A 26,895-nucleotide genomic window follows, 5' to 3' on the forward strand; every position below is an offset into this window, starting at 1 on the left:
ATCCCACGTGGGGGAGCTAATGTGGAAAACCTGAGTGCGCTGGGCGGGCTGGAAGTCTTTGTTCACACTGCGCGAACGCGGAGCTTTGCGGCCACAGGGCGGGAACTCGGCATCTCGGCGTCGGCCATCAGCAAAAGCATTTCGAGGCTTGAAGAGCGCGTTGGCGTGCGGCTTTTCCAGCGCAGCACGAGAAGCGTCCGGCTGACGTCGGAAGGCGAGGTCTTCCTGGAGCGGTGCAGACGGATTTTCGGGGAAGTTCAGGCGGCCGAAGATGAACTCAGCGCAATGGCTCAACATCCTCGAGGAAGACTAAGGGTGGGGCTGTCACTTTCGGCGGGACTACCATTTCCGGTACTTTCCGCGTTCATGGAGCAACATCCCGAGATTGAACTCGATCTTGATTTCACTGATCGACTGGTCGATGTCATCGATGAAGGATTTGATGTCGTCATTCGCGGGAGTGCGCTTCGGGATTCACGGCTGGTATCTCGTCCGCTGGGTTCCTGGCACGCTTGTCTGGTCGCCGCGCCGGAGTATCTGAAACGAAACGGAACCCCCAGGAATCCGGACGACCTTTTGAATCATGCATGTCTGCACTATCGTTGGACGCCCACTGGAAAACTGTACGAATGGCCTCTGCGGCATTCGACATTCACAGCGGCAGGCTCGTCGCTGCCTTTGACGGCGGTGTGCAACAGCCTGGACATGTTGCTTTATATGGCGATGGCAGGACGTGGGATCGCATGCGTGCCCGATTTTTCTGTCAAGAACGCGCTCGCCGATGGCCGCTTGAAAGCCATACTGCACCCGTACGTGACGGACTCCAACAGTATCCACGTGGTGTGGCCGAGCAGTCGGAAAATGACGCCAAAAGTGCGGGTATTCGTGGACTTCGTGCACGCTCATTTCGGCAAGCACCTGGTCACTAAATCCGAAGAGCCGAAACGACAAAAGGCTCGGCGGCCGGCTTGAATGCCGATTCTTCGGGTCGTGTAAAAACGAGCAGAATGGCCCTCCGGTGACGCCCTGTTGGCAGCGCAGTTGTGTTAGGCCGAGGCGCAGGCAGGTGACGTGATCGTGCTTGCTGGCAAACGACGTCGGCGCGCCGGGGTTCACTCGCCTGCCAGCTTCATTGCACGCACCGACTTCACGAACCCGAGAATCCTGATGACCCGTTTTAGGTTGCAGGCCAGCACGTGCAAACTCATTTCTGCGGCTACATGGCCAAGTACGCGCGTCTGGAAATGCGTCGCCCTCATCCGGTGCTTGAGTGTGCCGAACACGTGCTCGACCGTCCGCCGTCGCATCGTCATGGCGTCGAGCTGGCGATCCAGCCTGGACTGCATCGCCTCAAGCACCGCTTCGTGACGCCGGTAGTCGGTGGGTGGCCGAACAGCAGCATTGAGAAAATCGCAGCTCAAGCACCTGGCCGCATCGCGCGGCGCCATACCGGTGCCCCTCAACTACAGTGGCAGTCGTCGATTGATGTTCTGTAAGAGTGGCCCCGCAACAACTCACGCGCGCACTTCACATCCGCGTCTCATTCCCACCAAAACCCATCGACGCTTCCCCCCCGCTACGAATCAACCGCCTTCTTACCCATCGACGCCAGCTTCAACGAAAGCCCCGCTGCATGAATGCCCGAAGCGGCAGCCTCGGGTAGCGCCGAGTCGCTGACGATATGGTCGAAGCGTTCCAGCCCGGCAATCTTGTACGTGCTGAAGGTGCCGTATTTCGCGCTGGTCGCGAGCAGCACGGTTTGCTCGGCCACTTCCATCGCCGCGCGCTTTACGTCGATCTTGGGCGGCGAGGGCGTGGTCACGCCGCGGCGCAAATCCCACGAACTCGCCGAGATAAACGCAACATCCACAGCGAGCTGGCGCAGCGTCGCCGCCGCGAGTTCGCCGACGCTCGACTGGTTCGCATGGTCCAGCAGGCCGCCAGTGTGAATCGCGGCGACATGCCCGGCGTTCATCAACTCCTGCATGATCGGAAAGTCGTTGGTGATGACCGTGATGTCGGGCAGCGCGAGAATGTGCGGCACCAGCGCGAGCGTGGTGGTGCCCGCGTCCAGATACGCCGTCATGCCGGGCCGCAGAAACGACGCCGCGACTTGCGCGATCGCGCGCTTTTCCGTGGGATCGATCAGCGCCTTCGAGACATGGCTCGGCTCGGTCGCCAGCTGGCTCGCCACGCGCACGCCGCCGGGCACCGAATGCACGAGCCCTTCGCGCTCCAGCAGCGCGATATCGCGCCGCACCGTCATGTGCGAGCAGCCCAGCGACTCCATCAACTGATGCAGCGACAGCACCTTGTCGCGCCGCAGCAGGCGCAGCATGGCTTCGCGACGCTGATCGGGAATCAGCGGCGCCGTCTGGGTTTCGTCGGGTTTGGTCTTGCTCGGCATACGGAATCTCTGCGGGGGCCGTTCGGAACGCCGCTATGTTAACCGATGTTAACGGCCGATCAACGTGCTCAGCAGCATCACGCCCGCGAGCCCGACCAGCGATTGCAGCGAGAGCATGAGCGTCCACGTGCGCAGCGTCTGCGCGACGGAGAGCTGGAAGTATTCCTTGAACAGCCAGAAGCCGGAATCGTTCACATGCGAGAGCATCACCGCGCCCGAGGCCGTCGCCAGCGCCATCAGTTCCGGCGAGACGCCCGGATGCGCCACGAGCAGCGGCGCGACGATACCGCTCGCGGCCACGGTCGCCACCGTCGCCGAACCCACGCAGATGCGCAGCAGCGCGGCGAGCGCCCAGGCGAGCAGCAGCGGGCTGATCGCCCAGTGCATCGAATGGTCGACGATGATCGTGTCGAGGTGAATCGACTTGAGCATCTGGCTGAAGCCGCCGCCCGCGCCCAGAATCAGCAGGATCGTGCTCAGCGGCGCCACGCCCTTGTTGACCATTTTCTGCATCGTCGCCAGCGCGTAGCCGCCGCGCACGCCCAGCGCGAACCACGCGAACACCACGGCGGCGAGCAGCGAAAGAATCGGGTCGTTGAGTGCCTGGAAGAACACGAACGCGCCGCTGTCTTTCGCGACATGCCCCATGCCCACCGTGCCCGCCAACATCAGGCCTGGCGGAATCAGCAGCGAGATCACGGACAACGGCAGCGAGGCCGTCGATTCGCGCACGTCCTCGCTGCGCGTGCCGCCGGGGCCCGCCGCGAGATCGGGCGCGGGGCCGAAGAAACGCCGCGCCGCGAGCGTGAATAGCGGGCCGCAGAGAATCGCGCTCGGAATCGCAATCGTCAGCCCGTAGAGCAGCGTGAGCCCCGTATTCGCGTGATAGGCCGACACCGCCTGCGTGGGCGCCGGATGCGGCGGCAGCAAGCCGTGCGACACGTACAGGCCCGCCGCGACCGGCAAGCCGATATAGAGCAGATGGCTGTTCGTGCGCCGCGCGATCGTGTAGACGAGCGGCGCGAGCATGATGAAGCTCACGTCGAACAGATGCGGCATACCGACCAGCAGCGCCGCCGCGCAGATCGTCCACGGCGTGAGCCAGAGCGGCCGCTTGCCGACGAACGCATTGGCGATGCGATCCGCGCCGCCCGTGCCGATCAGGATGCCGCCGAGCACGGCGCCCAGGCCGACGACCGGCCCCGTGCGCGCGAGTGCGCCGCCAAAGCCTTTGGTGAAACTTTCGATGCTGTGCTCCGGCGTGACGCCGGCCAGCAGGCCGAGCCCGAGCGCCGACAAGGTCAGCGCCACGAACGGGCTCAGCCGTACGCGCACAATCAGCAAGATCAGCACGACGATGGCGCTCACGGCCATCGCGATGGTTGCGATCTCTCCCCGCATGGTGTCTCCCTGTCTTTATTTCGCGTCGCCGCGCGGGCTCAGGCGCGCATCGCTGCAACCGCAGCCCTGGCGGCAATCGCCGCGACGACGCGCCTGCCGGGCCGCGTCGCCGACGCCTGTCTCACTTCGCGCCGGCTCGCCACGCGGCCAGCAGCGCTTCGTCCGCGTTTTGCAGATGATCGAGCGTCAGCAGTTCGCCGGCCGCCACGTCGCGCGCGAGCGTCGCATGCGCCGCCAGATAGAGCGGCGCGACATTCGCGCCCGCCGCTTCGCGCGGCAGCAGCACGGCTTGCACGCCGGTCACGTCGTGATGGTGGCCGCCCATGTGCAGCACCGTGCCCGCCTTGATGTCGCCCGTCGCGCGGCCTGCGAGCACCGCGCATTGGGTCGGTTGCGCGGCGCCCGTGGGCCGGCCGTGCAGCACGGCTTCGAGCAGCGTGATCGGGGTTTCGACGCCCATGAAGTGATACGGCAGATAGAGACACGCATAGCGGCCGTTGCGGCTCACCACGTGGCCCTTCTGCGCGAGCAGCGCCCAGGTGGGCGCGTCGGTCGTGCGCACGACCACGAACACGCCGCCCGCGAAACTCGCCTCGTCCGGGCGGCGCAGCATGTTGAACACGTCGATCACACCGGTGCGCGAGAGCACGCCGCCGTCTTCGCGCAGCGCGTAGATATCGGCGAGTTCGGTGGTGCGCGCGACCGGGTAGTGCAGCAGTTCGACGTCGGGCACGAGACCGGTGTTGGTCGCCACCACGGTCATCTCGCAGTAGTCGGCCGTGGCCGAGGTCTTGCGGCCGCGCAGCGCTTCGCGGCGCGCGGCGAGCGTGGCGGCGACGTCGTCGCCGAGCGTCATCAGGTTCGCCAGTTCGGGCGCGGCAAAGCGCTGATCGAGCTGCGTCACTTCTCCGGTGGCCTCGTCGAACACGAGGTCGTATTCGCTCGACTTGCCCGCCGCCACGATATCGAGACCCAGCGTGCGCGCCCACGAGACCCAGCCGATCAGGTTCGACGGCTGGTCGCCGTCCGCCGTGGTGTAGACCACGCCTTGCTGCGCCGCGAATTGCGCGAGCGACACGCCCGCCACGGCGTCGACTTCCTTGCTGACCATCGCGACATGGCGCTTCGCTTCGAGCGCAGCGCGCGCGGCGCGGTAGCCGACCGACGGATTGCCCGTGCCTTCGACAAGAATGTCGAACGCGGCCGGATCGAGCAGCGCCACGTCGCGCACCAGCGCGATCTGGCCCGGCGCGAGCGCGCGCACGGCGGCGGCGTCGCTGCATTCGACGAGCGACGCCGCGTCGTAGCCGAGTTCGAGGCACAGCGCGCGCAGGCCCGCGAGATCGAGATCGCAGAGCACCGTGGGCGCGAGGCGGTCGATCAGGCGCGTCTGTGCGAGCAGCGTGCGCGCGAAGCCGCCGCCCGCGCCGGTCAGCGCGTAGCGGATGACCGGGCTGGCGGGCGAGCGGGACGCGGAAGCCGCGCGGAAAAGCAGTTCGAAGTTCATAAAGGGTGTCCCCAGTGGTTGGGTGGCCGCTCGGCTGCGCACTTCGCCAGCGAACGGATGCGCGAGCTACGGATCGCACGTTGTCTGAACGCGAATTTAACTTTCATTACCATCGTCGTCAACTTTTCTATCAGGCTTTAACATATTCGAACATCGAGGCTATAATCGGTTGACATTGAGGAGAAGAAGGCAATGACCCCTATTCTGCAAACAGCCCCGAACGCGCCACTGCTCGGCTGCATCGCGGACGACTTCACCGGCGCGACCGACCTCGCCAGCATGCTGGTGCGCGGCGGCATGCGCACGGTGCAGCTCATCGACGTGCCGGGCGGCGCGGAACCCGTCGCGGCCGACGCCCTCGTGGTCGCGCTCAAGTCGCGCACGATCCCCGCCGACGAGGCCGTCGCGCAGTCGCTCGCCGCGCTCGCCTGGCTTCAGGCGCAGGGCTGCCGCCAGTTCTATTTCAAATACTGCTCGACCTTCGACTCGACGCCCGCCGGCAATATCGGCCCGGTCGCCGAGGCGCTGATGAAGGCGCTCGGGACGGATTTCGCCATCGCCTGTCCCGCGTTCCCCGAGAACGGCCGCACGGTGTATCGCGGCTATCTGTTCGTCGCCGACGCGCTGCTCAGCGAATCGGGGATGGAAAAGCATCCGCTCACGCCGATGACCGACCCGAACCTCGTGCGCGTGCTGGCCGCGCAAAGCACGCTGCCGGTCGGCCTGCTGCGCTACGACGCCATCGCCGCGGGCGAGCAGGCCACGCGCGAGGCGGCGGCGAAGCTGCGCGCGCAAGGCGTGGGCCTCGCGATCGCCGACGCCGTGTCGAACGACGACCTGCGCTCGCTGGGCCAGGCTTTCGCCGACGCGCCGCTGCTCACCGGCGGCTCGGGCCTCGCCATCGGTCTGCCCGACAACTTCCGCCGCGCCGGTTTGCTCGGCGCGGGCGAAGAGGCCGCGCAACTGCCCGCCGTGGGCGGCCGCGCGGCGGTGCTCGCCGGCAGCAGCTCGCGCGCGAGCCAGGCGCAGGTCGCGCACTGGCGCGCGAGCCGCCCCGCGCTGCGCATCGATCCGCTCGCGCTCGCCGCCGGCGAGCCGGTAGTGGACGCGGCGCTCGCGTTCTTCGATCAACACCCCGACGAAACCGTGCTGATCTACGCGACGGCCGCGCCCGAGGAACTGGGCGCGATCCAGGCGCAACTGGGCGTCGAACGGGCCGGGCAACTCGTGGAAGGCGCGCTGGCCGCCATCGCGCGCGAACTCGCGCAGCGCGGTGTGCATCGCTTCGTGGTGGCGGGCGGCGAAACCTCGGGCGCGGTGGTGCAGGCGCTGGGCGTGTCGCGGCTGCGCATCGGCGCGCCCATCGATCCGGGCGTGCCCTGGACGCTCGGCGACGGCCCGCAAGGCCCCATCGCGCTCGCGCTCAAATCCGGCAATTTCGGCGGCACGGACTTCTTCACGCGCGCCCTCGCGCTTCAGTCATGACCAGGATCTCCATGAATCAGGAAAGCACGCTGCGCGAAGAGATCGCGCGCATCGGCAAAAGTCTCTTCGATCGCGGTTACGCGGCGGGCACGGCGGGCAACATCAGCGCGCGGCTCGACGACGGCTGGCTCATCACGCCCACCGACGCGTGTCTCGGCGATCTCGATCCCGCGCGCATCGCCAAGGTGAGCGCGGCGGGCGAGTGGGTGGCCGGCGACAAGCCGTCCAAGACGCTCGCGCTGCATCGCGCCGTCTACGACCATCAGCCCGACATGCACGCGGTCGTGCACACGCATTCGACGCATCTCGTCGCGCTCACGCTCGCGGGCGTCTGGCGCGCGGACGATGTGCTGCCGCCGATCACGCCGTACTACGTGATGAAGGTCGGCCACGTTCCGCTGATTCCCTATTGCCGCCCCGGCGACCCGCAGGTGGCCGAGCGCGTGCGCGAGCTGGCGGGCAGCGTGCGCGGCGTGCTGCTCGAACGGCTCGGGCCGGTGGTATGGCATCGCAGCCTGCGCGAAGCGTCCGCGATGCTCGAAGAACTCGAGGAAACGGCGCGCCTCGTTCTGATGATGCAGGCGCAGGGCAGGAGCGTCGAGCCGCTCGGCGAGGAGCAGATCGACGAGTTGCGCACGACGTTCGGCGCGCGCTGGTAAGCGGATTCGGCGGCGACGCCCGCCACGCGATAGACGAGACGATACCCGGAGGAGACCATGCAAACCGATACCGACGCTCATTCGCCCGATGCGCCCCATGCGCTTCAGCCGGCGCAGGGCAAGCCGCGCTCGCTGCGCGCGCTGCTCGCCACCACGCGCTGGCGCATGATCCTGATGCTGTTCGCGCTCTACACGGTGAACTGCATCGACCGCATGTCGCTCTCGGTGGGCATGCCGTCGATCGTGCATGAATTCGCGCTGAGTCCGGCGATGCAAGGTCTCGTGCTTTCCTCGTTCTTCTGGACCTACAGCACGTTCCAGATTCCCGCGGGCTGGGCCGCCGACCGCTTCGGCGCGCGCCGCATGATCGGCATCGCCGCGGTGCTGTGGGGCGGCTTCCAGTGCGTCGCCGGATTCGCGATCAACGGCGTGATGCTGCTGCTCACGCGTATCGGCCTCGGCGTGTTCGAAGCGCCCTACATGCCTTCCGCGACCAAGCTCGCCGCCGCGTGGCTGCCGCCCGGCGAACGCGCGCGCGGCCTCACGCTGATCGACAGCGGCGCGCCGCTCGGATCGGCGGTGGGCGGGCTCGTCATCAGCGCGCTGATTGGCGCGTCGGGCTCGTGGCGCACCGCGTTCATCGTGGTCGGCATTTCGACCGTGGTGCTCGGCGTCGCCGTGTATCTGATGCTGCGCGAAACGCCCGAGCAGCACGCGCGCCTCGACGCGGAGGAAGCGCACGAGATTCGCGAAGCCAAACGCGTGGCCGGCGAAATGCCCGGCGGCGCCGCACGCGCGCCGCTCACGCGCGGCACGCTCGCCGCCATGGTGATCGGGCGCATCGGCTGGGCCACGGTGTTCTTCGGTCTGGTCACTTGGGGTCCTAACTATCTCTCGGCGGGACGCGGACTCGATATCCGCAGCATGGGCATCGCCACGTTCGCGATCTTTCTCGCGGGCGCGCTGGGCGAAATTTTCTCGGGCGCGATCGCCGACTGGCTGCAACGCGTGATGCCGCGCGCGCGGGCGATGAAACTGCTGTTCGGCGTGTCGGGCGGCATGTCGCTGCTGTGCCTCGTCGCGCTGCCGTTCGTCGAGGACGTGCGCCTTGCCGTAGCCGTGCTCTCGATCGGCGTGTTTTTCCACTTGTGGGGCGGCCTTTACTGGCTGATTCCCGCGATGCTCGCGCCGCGCGAGCAAGTCGGCCTGGTGGGCGGCGTGATGAACTTCGCGGGCACGGGCGGGGCGATCGCGGTGCCGATCGTGGTCGGCGTGATCGTGCAGATGACGGGCGGATATCACATGGCGCTGCTGTTTCTCGCGGCGAGCGCGCTGACCTATCTGATCGGCTCGCTGCTGATCGACTTCGGCGCGAAGCCGGTTGCGAGCCATGCAGGCCATACAGGCAGCGCGAGCGCAGCAAGCGCCGCAACGCACACGGCGGAACGCACATGAACACGAAGTACGACGGCCCCATCGTCGACGCGCATCAGCACTTCTGGGCGCTCGCGGGGCGACATCATCCGTGGCTCGCGCCGGGCGTGCGCGTGCCGCATCGTTACGGCGACTACGACGCCATCAAGCGCGACTATCTGCCCGCCGACTACCGCCGCGACGCGGCCGGCCACGACGTGGCCGCCACCGTCTACGTGGAAGCGGAATGGGACCCGGCCACGCCGCTCGACGAAACGCGCTTCGTCACGGCGCTCGCGCGCGAGCACGGTTTGCCGAACGCGATGGCGGCGCAGGCCTGGCTCGACGCCGCCGATGTCGGCGAGGTGCTGGCCGCGCAAAGCCGCTTCGAACTCGTGCGCAGCGTGCGCCACAAACCCGCGCACGCGCACGCCTCGTCGGGCAACACGCTGATGTCGAACGGCCGCTGGCGCGACGGCTACGCGCAACTCGCGCAATACGGCCTGCATTTCGAGCTGCAAACGCCGTGGCACCACCTGCGCGAAGCGGCGGCGCTCGCGCGCGATTTTCCCGACACGCTGCTGATCGTCAATCACGCGGGCGTGCCCGGCGACCGCTCGGCCAGCACGCTGCACGGATGGCGCGAAGCGCTCGCAACGCTCGCGGCGCGGCCGAATACCGCCGTGAAGGTGTCCGGTCTGTGCGAAGCCGGCCAGCCGTGGAGCGTGGAAGCGAACCGCGAAGTGCTCGGCACGCTGCGCGAACTGTTCGGTGCGCAACGGCTCATGTTCGGCAGCAATTTTCCCGTCGACGGCCTGTTTCTCTCGCTCGACGCGCTCATCGACGGCTTTAAAACGCTGGTGTCGGCGTGGAGCGCCGCGGAGCAGCGCGCCTTTTTTCACGACACGGCGACGCGGGTGTACCGGCCCGTCGACCTGTCGAATCCTCCTGCAAGGACTTCACGATGACTTCCACGGCAAGCGGCAACGCATCGGCCAACGCGCTCGGTTTCGATCTGCCGATCTTCGACGCGCACCATCACTTCTGGGATCTCGACGACGGCCATTTCCCGTGGCTCACCGACGACTACGACGAGCACTTCTTCCTCGGCGACTACCGCCGCATGTGCCAGAACTTCCTGCCGCCGCAGTATCGCGCGGCGACGGCGGGCTTCGACGTGATCGGCACGGTGCACGTGGAAGCGGAACGCTCGCGCAGCGAGCAGGTGCAGGAAACCGAATTTCTCACGCGCCTGAACGCGGCAACGGGCTTGCCGAGCGCCATCGTCGGTCATGTGTTCTTCGTGCAGCCCGACTGCGAAGCGGTCCTCGCGGGGCACGCGAAAAGCCCGCTCGCGCGCGGCGTACGCTCGAAGCCGGAAATCTCGTCGGGTCCCGGCGAGTCGGTGCGCGGCCAGCCCGGCACGATGCAGGACGAGGCGTGGCTGCGCGGTCTCGCCATGCTCGAACGCTTCGGCTTTTCGTGGGATTTGCGCGTGCCGTACTGGCATCTGGAAGAAGCCGCCGAAGTCGCGCGCGCGTTCCCGAATACGCCCATCGTGACGAACCATCTGGGTCTGCCGCTCGACCGCTCGGACGCGGGCGTGGCGATCTGGCGGCGCGGCATGCAGGCATTGGCGGATTGTCCCAATGTATTTCTTAAGGTTTCCGAACTAGGTCTGCCGAACGGGACGTGGGACAGCGCGAGCAACCGCCGCGTGATTCGCGAGGCCGTGGATCTGTTCGGTTTCGAGCGGTCGATGTTCGCGAGCAATCTGCCGGTGGGCAATCTCTCGGCGAGCTTCACCGAGATCGTCGCCGATGTGGTCGGCGCTTTGCCCCACGCCACCGAAAGCGAGTTGCGCGCGCTGTTCGCGGGCACGGCGCAGCGCTTTTATCGCGTCGGTTGATAAGGCAATACACGAGCGGCGCACGAGCAACGCTCGATCAAGTGGCGCACGCGCTGCGCGCAAAAAATATATATCAGGAGACAAGCATGTCCATCGACGAAAACGCCCTGTTTCGCAAAGTGTCGTTACGCATCTTGCCGGTGCTGATGCTCGGCTTTTTCTTTTCCTATTTGAACCGCGTGAATGTCGGTTTCGCGAAATTGCAGATGGCGAACGAGCTGCAATTCAGCGACGCCGTGTATGGCTTCGGGGCGGGCATTTTCTTCGTCGGCTACTTTCTGCTGGAAATACCGAGCAATGTCATCCTGCATCGCGTAGGCGCGCGACGCTGGATCTCGCGCATCATGATTACGTGGGGCCTGCTGTCGTGCGCGACCATTTTCGTGCGCACGCCGATGCAGTTTTACGTCATGCGCTTCCTGCTCGGTCTCGCCGAAGCGGGCTTCATTCCGGGCGCGATCTACTACATGTCGCAATGGTTTCCCGCCGCGCGGCGCGGACGCGCCTGGGGCACGTTCTATATCGCGCTGGCGTCGTCGGGCGTGATCGGCGGGCTGATTTCCGGCTCGATTCTCGAATTTTTCTCCGGGCTCGGCGGCCTGAGCGGCTGGCAATGGCTGATTCTCTGTGAAGGCGTGCCCACCATCGTGCTCGGCGTGTATATCTTCATGCGCATGAGCGAACAGATTCGCACCGTCAACTGGCTGAGCGACGACGAGAAGAACTGGCTCAGCGACGCGATGGCCGCCGAAGACCGCGCGAAGGTGGCGCACGGTTTCGGCGGGCTGCTCGCGAACGGCTATGTGTGGGCGCTCGTCGCGATCTACTTTCTCTACAACGTCGGGCTGTACGCGATCAGCTTCTGGATGCCGACGCTCATTCAGCGCATGGGCGCGAAGGACGCGCTCGCTATTGGCCTGCTGAACGCCGTGCCGGGTCTTTGCGCGATCGTCTGCATGCTGGCGTTCGGCTATAGCGCCGACCGCTTCCGCGAGCGCAAATGGCATTTGATCGTGGCGTTTTCGATGGCGGCGGTGGGCTTCGTGCTGAGCGTCGTGTGGCAGAGCGAGCCGGTGCTCGGCATTGTCGCGCTGTGCGTCGCCAACATGGGCGTGCTGTCGATTCCCTCGCTGTTCTGGGCCGTGCCGACCTCGTTCCTCAGCGGCGTGACGGCTGCCGCCGGCATCGCGATGATCAACTCGATCGGCAATCTCGCGGGCTTTGTCTCGCCGTACATGATCGGCTCGCTCAAGCAGATGACGGGCCGCACCGACGTCGCGCTGTATGTGGTGGCGGGCGGACTCGTGCTGGGCGCGCTGCTCGTGGCCGCCGTGATGCAGACGCGCAAGCGACACCCGGGACTGACGGTCAACGCGTCGCGTTGAGTTGGTTGGTCGTCACGACATCGGCGCCCGCGCGCACGAACGCGTCGTGGGCGGCGCGCACTTGAGATAACCGGTCGCCCCAACCGGTGAGCGGCGCAGAGTCGTTGGACGACGCATTCACCGCACCGTCATGCTCCAGTCCGGCATAAGCGTGCGCCTCGCGCGGAGCAAAACATACAGCAATCGCTCAATAAAACTGGATGACTCTCTTCGAGCAGAGCGCGAAGACTTCGTTATAGAAAACGGCGTGCCGTTTTTTTCGACGCATTACCCACACGACCCGCCATATCGATTGCAGCAATCGTGCGATATCGAATTGCCAATCCGTTATTGGAGTGCGGTGTGCACGCTTTCTATACTCGGCTAGCCATCAGCACTCGCGTAGAACGAGTGGAAATCCAGCGCCGATAGCGTACAAACCAGACAGGGGTCATGCATGAGTCAGACGTCGATTGCCGGGAGCGCGAACAAGGAGGCGGCCGCGAGCGCCGCGGCGGTGCAGGAGCGGCGCAAGCCGTTCGGAACCGAGGATTGGTGGGCCGTGGCGGTGGGCCTGTTCGCCATCGTTGTGGCGTACCTGCTGTTCGCTTCGGGCGGCAGCATCAAGGCGCTCGCCGTCGCGCCCGCGCGCTGGTCTGAACTCGGCGCGCTTGGACGCGATCTGGGCGCGCACGCGGGTGCGTATCTGGCGCTGTTCGCGGCCTTCGCCGTGGTGCTTTCCGTGGCGATTGCAGTGCTGGGCTTCCCGGTCCTGCAATTCGTGGCGGGCTTCGCGGTGGTGTTCGTCGTCTCGGCGGCGATCTTCGCGCTCGGCGCCTGGAGCGAGGCGAGCCGCTACAACTTCGAGCCGCCGCTGATCGCGCTGGCGCTCGGCCTGATCGTCTCCAATCTGTTCAAGCTGCCCGCGTGGCTCTTGCCTGCGTTGCGTGTGGAGTTCTACATCAAGGTCGGCATCGTGCTGCTCGGCGCAACGCTGCCGCTCACGCTGATCGTGTGGGCCGGCCCCGTGGCCATCGGTCAGGCGACTATCGTGTCGCTCGCGACCTTCTTCGTGATTTACGGCGTGGCGCGCGCCTTGAAAATCGAGCAGCGCTTCGCGGCGGTGCTCGGCGTGGGCGGCGCGGTGTGCGGCGTATCGGCGGCCATCGCCATCGCGGGCGCCGTGCGCGCACGGCGCGAGCAGGCCTCGGTGGCGATCTCGCTGGTGGTGGTCTGGGCGATCGTCATGGTGTTCGCGCTGCCTGCGCTGTCGCGGGCGTTCGGTTTGCCCACGGGCGTCGCCGGTGCGTGGATCGGCACATCCGAGTTCGCGGATGCGGCGGGCATCGCGGCGGCGCAGGCGTATGGCGATTTCGCGCGTCACGCCACTGGCGCGGTGGCCGGTGCGCCCGACGCGTCGCTACAGGCCTTCGTGCTGATGAAGGTGGTGGGCCGCGACATCTGGATCGGCATCTGGGCCTTCGTGCTCGCCATCGTCGCCACGACGCGCTGGGACCGCGAGGCGGGCGCCGACGTGCAGACGCACACGCGCGCGAAGGAAATCTGGACGCGCTTTCCGAAATTCGTGATCGGCTTCGTGATTGCTTCGGCGCTGGTCACCTGGATCGCTTCGCACTACACACTGGCCGACTATCGCAGCGTGATGACGCCCGCGTTCGTCGCGCCGATCGTCGCCTTACGCACCTGGGCGTTTACGTTCTGCTTTCTCAGCATCGGCCTGACGACGCGTTTCGCGGCGCTGTCCTCAACTGGACTCAAACCGCTGGCGGCGTTCACGGCGGGCGTCGCGGTGAACGTGGTGATCGGCTACGTGCTGTCGGTGCATGTGTTCGCGCCTTACTGGCTCGTGCTCGGGCAATGAGCGCGTCCGCTGGCACGACGAACGGCCACGCGGCCGAGGCTCGCTCGTGTGGCGCGCAATGCGTGGGATGCGCACGCTGCGTGCATTGGGCCGACGACCGCGCGTTGCTCGAAGCGCGCATCACGGGGCTGGCTTCGTTTGGCTCGGCGTATGGCGCGAGCGTTGGCGAGAGCCGCTTGTGTCTGCGTCACGACCGCCTGACCCAGCCCGCCGACCGTTGCGCGGTATTCGTGGAAAGGGTCGCTGCTTTCGCCGATCGTTCGTGACCGTTGGCGCGCTCAAGTACCGAATCAATCCTCGGATCAATCGTGGAATCAATCGTGGAATCGATCGTGGACTCAATCGCGTGCACGCCAGCGTCGGCGCGCGTATTTGGATAGCAGCTTTTATTGGTTGGGCGCCCTGCACTTTGCTCGCATAGTGGAATCCAGACGTCTATAGACGGCAGCGGCCGGGATGGCCGGCACGCTGCCGCTGTTCTCATGGAGGCACACATGACGGTGGAGTTGCATGAAAAGCCGCTGCACGCGGATCTCGAAGCGGCGCGCGCCGCCGCGCAATCGGCGGGGCTGGCCTACGCGGGCAGCGTGACGCCGCAGCAGGCGTGGGCGCTGCACGGCGCGGGCGAGGCGGTGATCGTCGACGTGCGCACGGCGGAGGAGCGCAAATTCGTCGGACACGTGCCCGACACGCTGCATGTGCCGTGGGCGACGGGCACGAGCCTCTCGCGCAATCCGCGCTTCGTGCGCGAGCTGGAAGCGAAGACGGGCAAGTCCGCCGCGATCGTGCTGTTGTGCCGCAGCGGCAACCGCTCGGCGCAGGCAGCCGAGGCGGCGGCGAAAGCGGGCTTTGCGCACGTTTTCAATGTGAGCGAGGGCTTCGAAGGCGATCTCGACGAGACGCGCCACCGAGGTCAGCGCAATGGCTGGCGTTTCCGCGGCTTGCCGTGGGTGCAGGACTGATCGCAGATCGGATTCGATCCCGCGCGCCACATCCCGAACCATCAGAGAGAGGAACCCCGCGTGACCGCTTTCCATGTGACTGAAATCGTCGACGCGCTTCAGGCCGTCAGGCAGCAGTGGCGCGAGCGCCAGCGCCGCGCGCTGGAACCGGGCGGCCGCGATCTGCCCGCGCGCGAGGCGCTCGCGCAGGTCGTCGAAACGCTCAAGGGCGTGTTGTTCCCGATGCGGCTCGGCCCGCCCGATCTGCGTCAGGAAAGCGAAAACTTCTACGTGGGCCACGCGCTCGATGCGGCGCTGCACGGCTTGCTCGCGCAGGCGCGGCTCGAACTGCGCTACAAGGCGCGGCGCGCCGATGCCGATCTCTCCGCCGACATCGACGCGCGCGCGGCGGCGGCGGTGCAGGCGTTCGCGCGGCGTCTGCCCGAGATCCGCACGCTGCTCGACAGCGACGTGCTCGCGGCTTACACGGGCGATCCGGCGGCGGGCAGCGTGGACGAAGTGCTGCTCTGCTATCCGGGCGTGCTCGCGATCATTCATCACCGCTTCGCGCACGAGCTTTACCGGCTCGGCCTGCCGCTGCTCGCGCGCATCATTTCCGAACTCGCGCACGCGGCGACCGGCATCGACATTCATCCGGGCGCGCAGATCGGCAGCGCGTTCTTCATCGACCACGGCACCGGCGTGGTGATCGGCGAAACGGCCGTGATTGGCGAGCGCGTGCGCGTGTATCAGGCCGTCACGCTAGGCGCGAAACGCTTTCCGCGCGACGCGGCGGGCAACCTCGAAAAAGGCCTCGCGCGTCATCCGATCGTCGAGGACGACGTCGTGATCTACGCGGGCGCGACCATTCTGGGCCGCGTCACGCTCGGTCGCGGCGCGGTGATCGGCGGCAACGTCTGGCTCACCGAGAGCGTGCCGCCGTTTTCGCACGTCACGCAGGCGGTGACGCGTCATGAGACGCGTGCGTCGGCGGCATCGGCCACATCGGCGGATTTGCGCGCGGGTGTGCCTTCATGAGCGCCATCGTTCACGACTTCGGCGCGACGGTGCGGCGCCTGCGCGAGGCGCACGCCTGGTCGCAGGAACGCCTCGCCGAACACGCGGGCCTGAATCGCACTTACGTCGGCGAGATCGAGCGCGGGACCGTGATTGCGTCGATTGTCACTGTCGAGAAGCTCGCGCTCGCATTCGGCGTGGGCGTGGCCGAACTGCTGGCCGGATCGGCCTTGCTCGTCTCGGGCGAACTCGCGCGCGCGGCAGGCGGCTTGCGCCCCTGAGTCTGTTTCTCTCCCACCTGATTGTTTGACCTTGCGCGTGCGCGAACGCATCCGCGCTGCGCGTTGACGCCTATAGCCGGTTGAAGCGCGCAAAACGGTTTTTCATAATCGCCACTCGTTATAAGCAATGTGTTTTTTGTTCTAAGCAACCGGAGCCCTTGTCCATGTCCACGACTTTGAGCAGTCAGACGGCGCTCGGCGATAACGCCGCGCGTCAATTGGCGAACGCCACCAAGACTGTCCCGCAGCTTTCCACGATCACGCCACGCTGGCTCACGCATCTGCTGCAATGGGTGCCGGTCGAGGCGGGCATTTATCGCCTGAATCGCGTCAAGGATCCCGAAGCGGTGCGCGCGGCCTGCACCGCGCGCGAAGACGAAGGTACCTTGCCGACGACCTTCGTGCCTTACGAGGAGCAGCCGCGCGAGTATTTCCTGAACGCGGTGAGCACGGTGCTCGACGTGCATACGCGTATTTCGGATCTCTATAGCAGTCCGCACGATCAGATCAAGGAGCAGTTGCGCCTCACGATCGAGACGATCAAGGAGTTGCAGGAGAGCCAACTGATCAACAATCCCGACTACGGCCTGCTCGCCAATGTCGAAGAAGAACAGCGCATTTTCCCGCTGACCGGCGCGCCCACGCCCGACGATCTCGACGAACTTCTGACGAAGGTGTGGAAGGAGCCCGCGTTCTTTCTCACGCATCCGCTCGCGATTGCCGCGTTCGGGCGCGAATGCACGCGACGCGGCGTGCCGCCGCCGACGGTCAGCCTGTTCGGCTCGCAGTTCCTCACGTGGCGCGGCATTCCGCTGATCCCCTCGGACAAGGTGCCGGTCGCCGACGGCAAGACCAAGATCCTGCTGCTGCGCGTGGGCGACAAGCGCCAGGGCGTGGTGGGCCTCTACCAGCCGGGCGTGGCGGGCGAGCAGGGGCCGGGGCTGTCGGTCCGCTTCATGGGCATCAACAATCAGGCGATCGCTTCGTATCTGATCTCGTTGTACTGCTCGCTCGCGGTGCATTCTCCTGATGCGCTGGCCGTCCTCGATGATGTGGAGATCGCCAAGTTCCATGACTACCCCGACACCTACCGTTAATCCCGAGGCGATCGCGCATCCGCCGCTGCCGGGTGGTTTGCCGGACCCGGCGACGCTGGCGCGGCTCGCCAACGAGTTCTTCAGTTCGCTGCCGGGTGGAGCGACGCCCGGCGTAGCGACGCCCGGCGTTTCCGCAGGCAGTGGCGCGGTGGGCGGCGTGCCGTCGGCGCTGCCGGCTGCCGCGCCGATTCTGGCCTCGGTCGGCAATCCCGCGCCGGCCGGTTCGCCCCTGGCGGGGCCGGGCGGCACGGGCACGGGCGTGCCCGGTTTCGCGCCGCCGCAAGGCAAGGTCGCGGGCCTGAACCTCGCGCCGTCCGCGCCAACTCACGTGCTCTCGCTCGGCAATCGCGCGCCCGCGCTCGCCCCGCATGCCGCCGCCGCGAACGGATTGCCGGACCAGGCCGTTTCGATTGCGCCCGCGCTCGAACCGCGCGCGGGCGGCGCGCTGCTCGGCGTGCCGCAGGCGCACGATGCCGCGAGCGCCGCGCCGGTGCCGGCGAGTCCGTCGCCGTTCTACTTTCTGCACGGCGCGCAGAACGGCTGGCAGGGGCAAGCGCAGGACATCGGCGTGCCCGCGCACGGCCTGGCCTCGCCGCAAGCGTTCGGCCTGCCCGGCGACGACACGTTGCGCGATCTCGTCAGCTTTGAGCAGCGCGACGCGGGCGTACCCGGCACAAACGCGCGCTATTTCATCGACGATCGCGAGGCGGCCGTGCCGCACGGATTGAAATCGTCGGCGCATCCGCCGTTCGATGTGAACGCCGTGCGCCGCGACTTTCCGATCTTGCAGGAGCGCGTGAACGGCAAGCCGCTGATCTGGTTCGACAACGCGGCGACGACGCACAAGCCGCAGGCCGTGATCGACCGGCTCGCGTATTTCTACGCGCACGAGAACTCGAACATCCACCGCGCCGCGCATGCATTGGCGGCGCGCGCGACCGACGCCTACGAGCACGCGCGCAAGACGGTGCAACGCTTCATCAACGCGTCGTCGCCGGATGAAATCGTGTTCGTGCGCGGCACCACCGAGGCGATCAATCTCGTCGCCAAAAGCTGGGGCGCGCAGAACGTGGGCGAGGGCGACGAGATCATCGTGTCGCATCTCGAACATCACGCGAACATCGTGCCGTGGCAGCAACTGGCCGCGCAGAAGGGCGCGCGTCTGCGCGTGATTCCCGTCGACGATTCGGGCCAGGTGCTGCTCGACGAGTACCGAAAGCTGCTTAACGATCGCACGAAAATTGTTTCGGTTACCCAGGTATCGAACGCGCTCGGGACCGTGGTGCCGGTGCGCGAGATCGTCGAACTGGCGCATCGCGCGGGGGCGAAGGCGCTCGTGGACGGCGCGCAATCGATCTCGCACATGCGTGTGGACGTGCAGGCGCTCGACGCGGACTTCTTCGTGTTCTCGGGCCACAAGATCTATGGGCCGACGGGCATCGGCGTGGTGTACGGCAAGCGCGAGGTGCTCGACGACATGCCGCCCTGGCAGGGTGGCGGCAACATGATCGAGGACGTGACCTTCGAGCGCACGGTGTTTCATGGCCCGCCCGCGCGTTTCGAGGCGGGCACCGGCAACATCGCCGACGCGGTGGGGCTGGGCGCGGCGCTCGACTACGTGAACCGCATCGGCATCGAGAACATCGCTCGCTACGAGCACGATCTGCTGGCCTACGCGACGAGTGTGCTCGCGCCCGTGCCCGGCGTGCGGCTCGTGGGCACGGCGCGCGACAAGGCGAGCGTGCTGTCGTTCGTGCTGAAGGGCTATACGACGGCGGAAGTGGGGCAGGCGCTCAGCGAGGAAGGCATCGCCGTGCGCGCGGGCCATCATTGCGCGCAGCCGATCTTGCGGCGCTTCGGTCTCGAAGCGAGCGTGCGTCCGTCGCTTGCGTTCTACAACACCTGCGACGAGGTCGATGCGCTGGTGGCGGTGGTGAGGCGGCTCGCGTCTCGGCGCTAGCCTTCGGGTCAGGGCGCTGGCGCTTATTCGGCGCTGGCGCCCTGAATCACTGTCCGGCGTGCGGCGAGCCGGATGATCGGCGCCAATCCCGGCTACGACGCTTGCGAAAAGCGCCTTATGCCGGGCAATTTTCCGATTGATTTCAGACGAAGACCTGCGGATACACGAAGCGCGCCACATCGACGCGCTCCTTGATGAGCCCGAGGCCATGGAACGTATCGACGATGTCCTGCTGCTCCTTGACGATGTCGGGCGTCACGGCGACGGTCGTGTAATGGCGGCGTTCCGTCGACAGTTCGAGTACCGCGGGCGGTACGCCCAGTTGCGGCGCGAGAAGTCGGGCCGTCTCCTGGGGATGGCTCTGCGTCCACGTGTTCGCATTGCGCAGCTCGCGAAACAGCAGGCGGATCACATCCGGGTTGTCTTTCACGAATTCCGGCCGCGCGAGATGGAACGTGCGGTTATTGGAGAGCCCGGTGCCGTCACGCAGCACGCGCGGCGACGTGGCGAGTTGCTGGCTGGCGAGGAACGGGTCCCAGAGACCGGCTGCGTCCACGTTGCCGGACAGATACGTTGCGCTCACGTCGGCGGCGCTCGTGAGGTAGACCGGCTGGATATCCGTGTACTGCAATCCGGCTTCGTTCAGCGCTCGCACGAGTAGATATTGCACGTTCCACCCGCGCCCGATCGCCACTTTTTTGCCTCGCAGATCGCGAATCGAACGGATCGGCGAGCCGTCCGGCACGAAGATGCCGATGCCCTTCGGGTACGGTTGCTCGGCGCCGAGATAGACGGCGTTGACGCCCGCCGCGTTGGCGAAGGCCGACGGCGTATCGGCGGCGTGGCCGAAATCGAGCGCGCCCGCATTGAGCGCTTCCGTCAGTTGCGGCCCGGCGGTGAACTCGGACCAGCGCACAGTCCAGCCCAGCGGTTCGAGCGCGCGTTCGAGATTGCCGGTGCCTTTGAGAATGTTGAGCGTGTTGAACGTCTGGTAGCCGATCCGCAACGTGCGTGTCTCGGCCGCGTGCGCGAGCGACATGAACGTGGGTACGGCGACGGCGCCGAAGGTGGCGGCAGTCAGGGTATTGACGAATCGGCGACGGCGGATATCCATAGGATGACTGATCAAAGTGAGAGTGTTTGAGCCGCGAAATCTCGCGGCTTCGACGGCCTTAGCCGAGCAGGGCCTTCACGCGCGGAATGACGTGTTGCGCGAACGCTCGCATGTCCGACTCGAAGGGCTGGAATTGCAGCATGAACAATTCGACGCCTGCGCGATGGAATTCGGCGATGCGTTGCGCGACCGTGTCGTAGCTGCCCACGAGTTGCGCCGCCGTGCCGCCGTTCGAACCCACGCGGGCTGACTGCGCGAAGGTCTGGAACATGACGGCTTTCGGATCGATGTTCGCCTGCTGGCGCTCGCGCAGCGGACGGTCCTTCTCGGCAAGCGCGAACAGATGCGCGTGATGTGCGTGCGCTTGCTCATCGGTGTCGCGCGCGATCACGAAGGCCGACAGTCCGTAATTCAGCGCGGCGCGTCCTGCGGGGCGCGCGCGGGCGCCGACGTCGCCGATGAGGCGCTGCACGTCGTCGAGCGGCTGGCCGTTGATGAACCACACATCGCCTTTATCCGCCACGAGCTGGCGCGCCGGTTCGGATTCGCCACCCACGTAAATGCGCGGACGCTCGCGATAAGGGTCGGCGGGGCGAAGCGCGTAGTCGTCGATGCGGAAGTGTTCTCCGGCGAACGACGTGCGCTCGCCGCGCAATAGCGCGTCGACCACCGTGATCCACTCGCGGCCGTAGGCATAGCGCGCGTCGTGCTCGGCGAAGCCGATACCGGCACGCTCCAGTTCCGGCCGGTTCCATGCGTTGACGAGATTGATCGCAAAGCGGCCGCCGCTGATGTGTTCGATCTGCTGCGCCATCTTCGCGAGCACGACGGGGTGGTAAAGATAAGGCTTGATCGCCGCGATGATCTCGATGCGCTCCGTGAGCGCCGCGAGTGCGGCCGAAGCGGTCCAGGCTTCGAGCTGGTCGAGTTGCGGATCGTGCGGATTGATCGTGTGCTGGGCCACCAGCACGGAGTCGTAGCCGAGGCGCTCGGCCTCCAGCACGAGGGCCTTGTTGCGGGCCCACGACGCGTCGTAGGGCTCGTCGGGATCTTGCAGGGCGGCGCGGCTGCCGTGGACCAGGGCCCAGACACCGAAGCGGGGCAGCGGGTGAGACATGAGCATCATCTGTGGTGAAGGACAATCCGACATGATGCGCCGTCGAGCGGCGTCGCGAGCGAAGCATTTTTTCTATCGTTTTTCCTGTGGCTCCTAACGCGTCCTCATTTGACGTCGAGAAATTTGGCGTGCTCGCCAACGGAATTCCAGAGTCGGGGATCGATCGCCGAATGAAAATGAAGCGGACTATGAAGCGAACTTCGCGGTCCGATCGCTCTCGTCTTTGGCGAAATTCCAACAGCTTCGCCGCCGCCAAAAAAGTGAGTCGCGACACGAAAGGCCCGCGCAGACGCGCTTTGCCGCCGATCCTCGGCTAATTCCGATTTCTTGAATTCAGAATTTCAATCCCTGATTTCTCGCGACTTTTGATTAAACCTAGACTGCCCGTTCTGCTGTTGCCGCAACGCGCAGCAGGGCCGCACAAGACCGCCACGACGGTGCACCGGCAATCATCTTCATTAATCCAATATGTCTCGAAGGGTTTCGATGAAAATCAAAAAGACCGCAATGTCGGTAGCAGCGGTGATGCCGCTTTTTCTTCTCGCGAGCGCTGCGCACGCTCAGAGCAGCATGACGCTGTATGGCCTCATCGATGAAGGTCTCAATTTCACCAGCAATGCCGGAGGGCATTCGGCATGGGCCATGTCGAGCGGTGACACCGCGGGCAGCCGCTGGGGCCTGAAGGGCAGCGAAGATCTGGGCGGGGGCTACAAGGCCATCTTCAAACTGGAAAACGGTTTCAATATCAACACGGGCAAGCTCGGTCAGGACTCCAGCATGTTCGGTCGTCAGGCCTACGTGGGACTGTCGTCGGATCGTTACGGCACGCTCACGCTGGGGCGGCAATACGATACGAGCGTCGACGACTACGGCTTCGCCAGCCTGACTGCAGCGGGTAACTGGGCCGGCGATATCTCCGCCCATCCGTTCGACAACGACAACGCCGACTGGGATTACCGCGTCAACAACGCCGTCAAATACGTCTCGCCGACATGGCGTGGCCTGACCGGCGAAGCGATGTACGGCTTCAGCAACGAGGCGGGCGGCTTTGCCGACAACCGCATGTGGGGCGCGACGCTCAACTATCAGAACGGCAACTTTACGGCCGCAGCCTCGTATCTGAAGATGAACAACCCGGGCCTGACCACGACCGGCGCGATTCCGACCGGCGATCTGTTCGACGGCGCATCGCAGCAGACGATCGGTCTCTCGGCGAGCTATCGCTTCCCGAAGGTGGCCGTTGCGGCCGCGTGGTCGCATGTCGATGTGTACGATCCGACCGGCAATGTCTGGCTGAACAACACGAGCCTTTCGAACGGCGCAAGCTGGAATGCGTGGAAGTTCGACAACTTCGAACTGAATTCGCAATACTTCTTCACGCCGACGCTCTGGCTCGGAACGGCCTACACCTTCACGATGGCGCATCTGTCCTCGACGGCCGGCAGCTACGTGCCCAAGTGGCATCAGATCAGCGTCATGCTCGACTATGACCTGAGCAAACGCACGTCGCTTTATGTTCAGGGCGCATGGCAGCACGTGGTCAGCGCGCACACCGGCACGGACTTCGACGAGGCGCAGATTGTCGATGCGTCGGCGGGCGCATCGTCGGGTGTGAACCAGATGGTGTATCGCGTCGGCATCATGCATCGCTTCTGATGCGCTAGCGGAACAGCAGTCGTCTTTTGCGGGAGACGACTGCTTCAGCATGATCTCGCAGGAAAGTAGCGTGCCGATCGTTGCGCCAGCAACCGGCAGCGCGAACGCCAAATTGCCTCGCGCTCACCTCGAAACTTCTCATCGCATCGCCGATCCGCGCATTACACCCACCTGTCGTGACCGGCGTGATATAGGCCCAAAGTCCGATAGGTCCAGGTGCCGTCATTTGACATCATGCAGTCACGATATAGGCTTGCGTTGCAGGCCGACATGGCGACAAGGCGCACGGTGTACACGGCTTCGTTGAGCGCCCATTCCTGAGGCGGCTGACGCAGCCAGGCCAACGCGCCACGCGTTCATGCATGCGAGCGGAAGCAGAGGAGAGGCCTTTCATGCGTGGATACTGCGGATGCTTTGCCGCCCTCGCGTTCGTCGCGACGACCGCCCATGCGTCGGACACTGCGCCGCCGCAAAACGATGCGGACAACGCGTGGCATTTCTCCGTAGCGCCCTACCTGTGGCTCCCATCCGTGGACGGGACGATGCACTTCTCGGTGCCCGGCGGCGGCGCCGATGCGTCCACCGGTCCCTACGATTATCTGCAGAATCTCAAGTTTGTTTTCATGATTCAGGGCGAAGCGCGCAAGGGCGACTGGAGCATCTTCGCCGACGGGATCTATCTGGATTTCGGGCGCCATGGAAGCACAGTGAACGCGGCGAACGGCCTGTTCGGGCCGCGCGAAACGCAGCAGAACGTCAAGACGAGCTTTCGCGGCACGCTGGTCGAGATCGGTGGCGGGTACACGGTCATGCGGCAGTCGTGGGGCTATGTCGATGCGGTCGTCGGGATGCGCTATCTCGGCGTCAGGGGCACGCTCGATGCGACCGCCGTGTCGACCACGAGTGCGGGCGTCGGCGCGAACCGGCAACTCGACATTTCGCAGGTGCAGAACATTTACGACGGTTTCGCGGGCGTGCGGGGACGCGTGTCGATCACGGGCGACGGCCGCTGGTACGTGCCGTTCTATCTCGACGTGGGCGCGGGAACGTCGGCGTTCACATGGCAGGCGATGACCGGGATAGGCTACGCGATGAAGTGGGGCGACCTCAGCTTGACCTACCGATATTTGGCCTTCTACGGCTCGGGCGATCAGCTCGTGCAAACACTGCGCTTCAGCGGTCCGAGCGTGAATGTGATCTTCCGCTTCTGAATGCGGCTCGGACTGCCTCGAAACCGCAACGCGCTGCGTGATCGGTTGGCAAGCAGGCGGGCGCTTTAGCCCGGTTCACCCGTGCGCTTGAACGCCCACGCCGCTATGACTGTCCCGGTGGCGGCTGGGTCGGCACGTACACCACACCGCCGCTTCCGTACCCCGCCGTGTACCACGTCGCCCCGCATTTGTAATAAGCGGCGCCGTTGACCTGGATCGGGGCGACGTTGCAGGGCGGTGGCGCCGCTGGCGGTGGCGGGGCGGGCATGGGCGCCGCGGTGCTCACGGGAGGCGGCGCCGTCGCCGCGTTCGCGATGGCTGCCGTCGTGCCGACCACCATCGCGCCCGCGACAAATCCGGCGGCTGCGTCGTTGTCCCAATCGGAGTTGCCGCAGTTGTAGCAGTTGTTGTTGACGTTTGCTTGTCGCTGCGACTGGTTCTGGCTGGCGGCGGCTTGCCGTTGCGACTGGTTCTGGCTAGCGGCGGCTTGCCGTTGTGACTGGTTTTGGCTGGCAGCAGCTTGCCGCTGTGCCTGATTGGCGCTCGACGTCTGTTGTGCCTGGTTGACCGAGGCTTGCCGCTGCGCCTGATTGGCGCCCGATGTCTGTTGCGCCTGCGTCGCTGCGGACTGCCGTTGCGCCTGATTTTCACCGGCCGCCTGCCTGCGCTGACCGGCTGCTTGCCCGCCGCCTGCGCTGGATGCCGAGGCGCTCGCTCCTCCTCCACGCCCCGACGAGAACGATCCGCCGGCCGCAGCGCCGCCACGCGAGAAACCCCCTTCGCCGCCGCCGCGCTCGCCGCCAGCGCGGCCGCCGCGTTCAGCACGGTCACCACGACCCGCTGCATCGGCGTCGAGCATGCCCGCAGCTAGAACAAGGCTAGCCAGCACCACGGTGCCGACGCGGCTCCATGAAAGGCTTTTCATTTCGTGGCTCCTTTGGCCGAGGGCGGTCTGCGTGCCGTGGAGGGCATCGTGGGAATCTCGGCGGCGAACGCGATCTTCTGCGCGCCGTCGGGGATTTTCACGGTGAACGTATCGTCGGTGAGCTTTGGCGCGAAGTCCCAGTTCGACAACTGCGTCCAGAACTGGGGCTGGCCTGGCGCATCCTTATAAGTCAGCACAACGCGGACCGGATAAGGTTTGTTACCGTCGGCGACCCAGACCTGAAAATCCACCGTATCGGTGCGCGCGGCAAGGTGATGCGTGGGCACGCCTTCAATATTGGTCTTTTCCACATAATCGACCTGCCGCACGCGATCTTCGAATTCCGTGGGCAGCCGGGTCGTCAACAGCATCGCTAATGGAAAGCGCAGATGGAGATCCCGGACGAAATGGACGAGCGTGGCGTCCACGTCACCGGTCTGTGGCTCGGTCGCATAGACCTTATTCACAGAGTCGACCACGGTGATGTCTTTGCCATTGAATACAGCCAAGGTACTGGTGCCGTCGCTGCGTTCGCTTTCAACGCGTAACCGGTCCGGCCGGCTTACGGTGATCGTTCGCAGTTCGCCGAATTCGATTTTCTGCCCGGAAGGCTGGACGGCGTCATAGCCGCTGCGCAAGTTGACGCTGAACGCATTGGCGCTGCCAAGGAACTCCGCCATCTTCATGAGGATCGCCCGGGCTTCCTCCTGCGATGCGCTCGGTTTCGCGGCGGCGGTTCGATTCGGATTGGCTGTCGAGTTCTGTTGCGAATAAGCTGGCAGGCCGCCCATCGTACAGAGCGCGCAGACGAGGCAAGCAGAGCTGAGGCCTCGCAGCATGGGTCGTTTTGTGCTCATGTGTTATCCCTTCCTCATCGATCGGAGTAACGGGAGACGTCAACGATGTCTCAAAGTATTGGCACAGACCGTTCCGCTTCGCAATGGGACTTTGGTCCAATAGATTTGTGGCACTCCGAAAGGATTTGGGTCCGCGATCGCGGCATTGTGCAGGCCACAGAATAGTCATGGATTGATCCGACGATTGCCTGTGGGTTCCGGGCCGTTTTCGCGTCGCGTAACTCGAACGTAACGATGCGGCGATAGCTAACGAGAGAGGATGCCGTCGCCTTCTGCGTCGGTATGGCCGTTCGACTCGTCTTCGATAGCCGAGACCATGCCCAGCCGCCTTGGTGTCGATGTAGCGGGGCGGCGCTCTATCGGTGACAGGAAAAAACCGCCGCAACGTTTCAGTGCGGCGGCCCTGGCGAGTTCCCGGCAGAGAGAGAGCCACCGGTGATTGCCAGAAAAAAAAGGCCGCCGCATCTAGCCGACGCGACGGCGAGTTCACACGCCGGCGCCGGGGCGCCGATGATTGCGGAGTGTCAAAACGCAATCAGCGCACAAACTATCACCCACTCCCGATTCCGTCCATATTTGAAAACGTTTTGGTACCGTAAATTATGCAGCGGGAATAATTTTCTGAAACGCGCGAATTGCGGCTTGTCAGGCGGAATTCTTTTCCTATATTCTCGCTCGGAACCGTTTCATGA

Annotated in this window: 23 protein-coding genes and 1 pseudogene; 16 read left to right on the plus strand and 8 right to left on the minus strand. The window is 65.4% G+C overall.

What is annotated here, in order from left to right:
• Positions 1-21 precede the first annotated feature (21 nt).
• On the plus strand, positions 22-972 hold the full coding sequence (locus U4Y88_RS24065; RefSeq protein WP_321786916.1) for a LysR substrate-binding domain-containing protein: 951 nt from the start codon (positions 22-24) through the stop codon (positions 970-972).
• Positions 973-1,112: 140 nt separating this feature from the next.
• Here U4Y88_RS24065 and U4Y88_RS24070 read toward each other — a convergent pair.
• From U4Y88_RS24070 to U4Y88_RS24085, 4 genes and pseudogenes are all read right to left on the minus strand, one after another.
• Positions 1,113-1,385, minus strand: a pseudogene (locus U4Y88_RS24070) (transposase); the annotation flags it as partial.
• A 191-nt stretch (positions 1,386-1,576) separates the two neighbouring features.
• Positions 1,577-2,407 (minus strand): DeoR/GlpR family DNA-binding transcription regulator, encoded by an 831-nt coding sequence (locus U4Y88_RS24075; RefSeq protein WP_310634213.1) that lies wholly within the window; start codon positions 2,405-2,407, stop codon positions 1,577-1,579.
• A gap of 48 nt (positions 2,408-2,455) precedes the next feature.
• Positions 2,456-3,808: a gluconate:H+ symporter gene (locus tag U4Y88_RS24080; RefSeq protein WP_321786918.1), complete on the minus strand. Its 1,353-nt coding sequence runs from the start codon at positions 3,806-3,808 to the stop codon at positions 2,456-2,458.
• Between the two features lie 121 nt (positions 3,809-3,929).
• A complete protein-coding gene (locus U4Y88_RS24085; RefSeq protein WP_321786920.1) occupies positions 3,930-5,315 on the minus strand; it encodes a homoserine dehydrogenase in 1,386 nt (461 codons plus the stop codon).
• A gap of 192 nt (positions 5,316-5,507) precedes the next feature.
• Here U4Y88_RS24085 and otnK point away from each other — a divergent pair, with 192 nt between their 5' ends.
• The 13 genes from otnK to U4Y88_RS24150 all read left to right on the plus strand — a co-directional run bounded on the left by otnK (position 5,508) and on the right by U4Y88_RS24150 (position 19,323).
• Positions 5,508-6,800 (plus strand): 3-oxo-tetronate kinase, encoded by a 1,293-nt coding sequence (gene otnK, locus U4Y88_RS24090; RefSeq protein WP_321786922.1) that lies wholly within the window; start codon positions 5,508-5,510, stop codon positions 6,798-6,800.
• An 11-nt stretch (positions 6,801-6,811) separates the two neighbouring features.
• Entirely contained in the window at positions 6,812-7,459 is a 648-nt protein-coding gene (locus U4Y88_RS24095) for an aldolase (RefSeq protein ID WP_310633372.1), read from the plus strand.
• A gap of 57 nt (positions 7,460-7,516) precedes the next feature.
• Positions 7,517-8,914 (plus strand): MFS transporter, encoded by a 1,398-nt coding sequence (locus U4Y88_RS24100; RefSeq protein ID WP_321786924.1) that lies wholly within the window; start codon positions 7,517-7,519, stop codon positions 8,912-8,914.
• Positions 8,911-9,840, plus strand: a complete 930-nt coding sequence (locus U4Y88_RS24105; protein WP_321786926.1) for an amidohydrolase family protein — start codon at positions 8,911-8,913, stop codon at positions 9,838-9,840. Before U4Y88_RS24100 ends, U4Y88_RS24105 begins: the two co-directional genes overlap by 4 nt.
• Complete coding sequence (locus U4Y88_RS24110; RefSeq protein WP_321786928.1) at positions 9,837-10,781, plus strand: amidohydrolase family protein; 945 nt, start codon at positions 9,837-9,839, stop codon at positions 10,779-10,781. The genes U4Y88_RS24105 and U4Y88_RS24110 overlap by 4 nt, the downstream gene beginning before the upstream one ends.
• An 86-nt stretch (positions 10,782-10,867) precedes the next feature.
• Positions 10,868-12,166: an MFS transporter gene (locus tag U4Y88_RS24115; protein ID WP_224009364.1), complete on the plus strand. Its 1,299-nt coding sequence runs from the start codon at positions 10,868-10,870 to the stop codon at positions 12,164-12,166.
• A gap of 436 nt (positions 12,167-12,602) precedes the next feature.
• On the plus strand, positions 12,603-14,027 hold the full coding sequence (locus U4Y88_RS24120) for a YeiH family protein (RefSeq protein ID WP_321786930.1): 1,425 nt from the start codon (positions 12,603-12,605) through the stop codon (positions 14,025-14,027).
• Positions 14,024-14,293 carry a hypothetical protein gene (locus tag U4Y88_RS24125; protein ID WP_321786932.1) on the plus strand — a complete coding sequence of 90 codons (270 nt, stop codon included), beginning with the start codon at positions 14,024-14,026 and terminating at the stop codon, positions 14,291-14,293. Before U4Y88_RS24120 ends, U4Y88_RS24125 begins: the two co-directional genes overlap by 4 nt.
• Positions 14,294-14,521: 228 nt before the next feature.
• Positions 14,522-14,989, plus strand: a complete 468-nt coding sequence (locus tag U4Y88_RS24130; RefSeq protein ID WP_321786934.1) for a rhodanese-like domain-containing protein — start codon at positions 14,522-14,524, stop codon at positions 14,987-14,989.
• A gap of 60 nt (positions 14,990-15,049) precedes the next feature.
• The gene (epsC, locus tag U4Y88_RS24135; RefSeq protein WP_321786936.1) at positions 15,050-16,006 is read left to right on the plus strand and encodes a serine O-acetyltransferase EpsC; all 957 of its coding nucleotides are present in this window, start codon (positions 15,050-15,052) and stop codon (positions 16,004-16,006) included.
• Positions 16,003-16,266 (plus strand): helix-turn-helix domain-containing protein, encoded by a 264-nt coding sequence (locus U4Y88_RS24140; protein ID WP_224009345.1) that lies wholly within the window; start codon positions 16,003-16,005, stop codon positions 16,264-16,266. The genes epsC and U4Y88_RS24140 overlap by 4 nt, the downstream gene beginning before the upstream one ends.
• A 164-nt stretch (positions 16,267-16,430) precedes the next feature.
• On the plus strand, positions 16,431-17,363 hold the full coding sequence (locus U4Y88_RS24145) for a family 2A encapsulin nanocompartment shell protein (RefSeq protein WP_224009343.1): 933 nt from the start codon (positions 16,431-16,433) through the stop codon (positions 17,361-17,363).
• On the plus strand, positions 17,338-19,323 hold the full coding sequence (locus U4Y88_RS24150) for a family 2A encapsulin nanocompartment cargo protein cysteine desulfurase (protein WP_321786938.1): 1,986 nt from the start codon (positions 17,338-17,340) through the stop codon (positions 19,321-19,323). The genes U4Y88_RS24145 and U4Y88_RS24150 overlap by 26 nt, the downstream gene beginning before the upstream one ends.
• A 142-nt stretch (positions 19,324-19,465) precedes the next feature.
• Here the strand turns inward: U4Y88_RS24150 and U4Y88_RS24155 are convergent, their stop codons facing one another.
• Both U4Y88_RS24155 and U4Y88_RS24160 read right to left on the minus strand, forming a co-directional pair.
• The gene (locus U4Y88_RS24155) at positions 19,466-20,437 is read right to left on the minus strand and encodes a sulfonate ABC transporter substrate-binding protein (RefSeq protein ID WP_321786940.1); all 972 of its coding nucleotides are present in this window, start codon (positions 20,435-20,437) and stop codon (positions 19,466-19,468) included.
• A gap of 58 nt (positions 20,438-20,495) precedes the next feature.
• Positions 20,496-21,554 (minus strand): LLM class flavin-dependent oxidoreductase, encoded by a 1,059-nt coding sequence (locus U4Y88_RS24160; RefSeq protein ID WP_310632212.1) that lies wholly within the window; start codon positions 21,552-21,554, stop codon positions 20,496-20,498.
• Positions 21,555-22,079: 525 nt separating this feature from the next.
• Here U4Y88_RS24160 and U4Y88_RS24165 point away from each other — a divergent pair.
• Both U4Y88_RS24165 and U4Y88_RS24170 read left to right on the plus strand, forming a co-directional pair.
• Positions 22,080-23,210, plus strand: coding sequence for a porin (locus U4Y88_RS24165; RefSeq protein WP_310633684.1), 1,131 nt, complete (start codon positions 22,080-22,082; stop codon positions 23,208-23,210).
• 530 nt (positions 23,211-23,740) lie between these two features.
• Complete coding sequence (locus tag U4Y88_RS24170; protein WP_321786942.1) at positions 23,741-24,421, plus strand: hypothetical protein; 681 nt, start codon at positions 23,741-23,743, stop codon at positions 24,419-24,421.
• 103 nt (positions 24,422-24,524) lie between these two features.
• Here the strand turns inward: U4Y88_RS24170 and U4Y88_RS24175 are convergent, their stop codons facing one another.
• Both U4Y88_RS24175 and U4Y88_RS24180 read right to left on the minus strand, forming a co-directional pair.
• The gene (locus tag U4Y88_RS24175; protein WP_224009331.1) at positions 24,525-25,346 is read right to left on the minus strand and encodes a hypothetical protein; all 822 of its coding nucleotides are present in this window, start codon (positions 25,344-25,346) and stop codon (positions 24,525-24,527) included.
• Positions 25,343-26,203, minus strand: a complete 861-nt coding sequence (locus U4Y88_RS24180; RefSeq protein ID WP_321786944.1) for a DUF2092 domain-containing protein — start codon at positions 26,201-26,203, stop codon at positions 25,343-25,345. Before U4Y88_RS24180 ends, U4Y88_RS24175 begins: the two co-directional genes overlap by 4 nt.
• Positions 26,204-26,895: the final 692 nt, after the last annotated feature.

The sequence above is a fragment of the Paraburkholderia sp. J94 genome (assembly GCF_905220285.1).
Lineage (GTDB): Bacteria > Pseudomonadota > Gammaproteobacteria > Burkholderiales > Burkholderiaceae > Paraburkholderia > Paraburkholderia tropica_A.

What these genes read in the sequence shown, in the direction of transcription:
- U4Y88_RS24095 (WP_310633372.1), top strand. Translation starts at nt 6,812, where the DNA reads ATGAATCAGGAAAGCACGCTGCGCGAAGAGATCGCGCGCATCGGCAAA.
- U4Y88_RS24085 (WP_321786920.1), bottom strand. Translation starts at nt 5,315, where the DNA reads ATGAACTTCGAACTGCTTTTCCGCGCGGCTTCCGCGTCCCGCTCGCCC.
- U4Y88_RS24130 (WP_321786934.1), top strand. Translation starts at nt 14,522, where the DNA reads ATGACGGTGGAGTTGCATGAAAAGCCGCTGCACGCGGATCTCGAAGCG.
- U4Y88_RS24145 (WP_224009343.1), top strand. Translation starts at nt 16,431, where the DNA reads ATGTCCACGACTTTGAGCAGTCAGACGGCGCTCGGCGATAACGCCGCG.
- U4Y88_RS24165 (WP_310633684.1), top strand. Translation starts at nt 22,080, where the DNA reads ATGCCGCTTTTTCTTCTCGCGAGCGCTGCGCACGCTCAGAGCAGCATG.
- U4Y88_RS24125 (WP_321786932.1), top strand. Translation starts at nt 14,024, where the DNA reads ATGAGCGCGTCCGCTGGCACGACGAACGGCCACGCGGCCGAGGCTCGC.
- U4Y88_RS24160 (WP_310632212.1), bottom strand. Translation starts at nt 21,554, where the DNA reads ATGTCTCACCCGCTGCCCCGCTTCGGTGTCTGGGCCCTGGTCCACGGC.
- otnK (WP_321786922.1), top strand. Translation starts at nt 5,508, where the DNA reads ATGACCCCTATTCTGCAAACAGCCCCGAACGCGCCACTGCTCGGCTGC.
- U4Y88_RS24180 (WP_321786944.1), bottom strand. Translation starts at nt 26,203, where the DNA reads ATGAGCACAAAACGACCCATGCTGCGAGGCCTCAGCTCTGCTTGCCTC.
- U4Y88_RS24150 (WP_321786938.1), top strand. Translation starts at nt 17,338, where the DNA reads ATGACTACCCCGACACCTACCGTTAATCCCGAGGCGATCGCGCATCCG.
- U4Y88_RS24120 (WP_321786930.1), top strand. Translation starts at nt 12,603, where the DNA reads ATGAGTCAGACGTCGATTGCCGGGAGCGCGAACAAGGAGGCGGCCGCG.
- U4Y88_RS24105 (WP_321786926.1), top strand. Translation starts at nt 8,911, where the DNA reads ATGAACACGAAGTACGACGGCCCCATCGTCGACGCGCATCAGCACTTC.
- U4Y88_RS24110 (WP_321786928.1), top strand. Translation starts at nt 9,837, where the DNA reads ATGACTTCCACGGCAAGCGGCAACGCATCGGCCAACGCGCTCGGTTTC.
- U4Y88_RS24115 (WP_224009364.1), top strand. Translation starts at nt 10,868, where the DNA reads ATGTCCATCGACGAAAACGCCCTGTTTCGCAAAGTGTCGTTACGCATC.
- U4Y88_RS24175 (WP_224009331.1), bottom strand. Translation starts at nt 25,346, where the DNA reads ATGAAAAGCCTTTCATGGAGCCGCGTCGGCACCGTGGTGCTGGCTAGC.
- U4Y88_RS24080 (WP_321786918.1), bottom strand. Translation starts at nt 3,808, where the DNA reads ATGCGGGGAGAGATCGCAACCATCGCGATGGCCGTGAGCGCCATCGTC.
- U4Y88_RS24140 (WP_224009345.1), top strand. Translation starts at nt 16,003, where the DNA reads ATGAGCGCCATCGTTCACGACTTCGGCGCGACGGTGCGGCGCCTGCGC.
- U4Y88_RS24100 (WP_321786924.1), top strand. Translation starts at nt 7,517, where the DNA reads ATGCAAACCGATACCGACGCTCATTCGCCCGATGCGCCCCATGCGCTT.
- U4Y88_RS24075 (WP_310634213.1), bottom strand. Translation starts at nt 2,407, where the DNA reads ATGCCGAGCAAGACCAAACCCGACGAAACCCAGACGGCGCCGCTGATT.
- U4Y88_RS24155 (WP_321786940.1), bottom strand. Translation starts at nt 20,437, where the DNA reads ATGGATATCCGCCGTCGCCGATTCGTCAATACCCTGACTGCCGCCACC.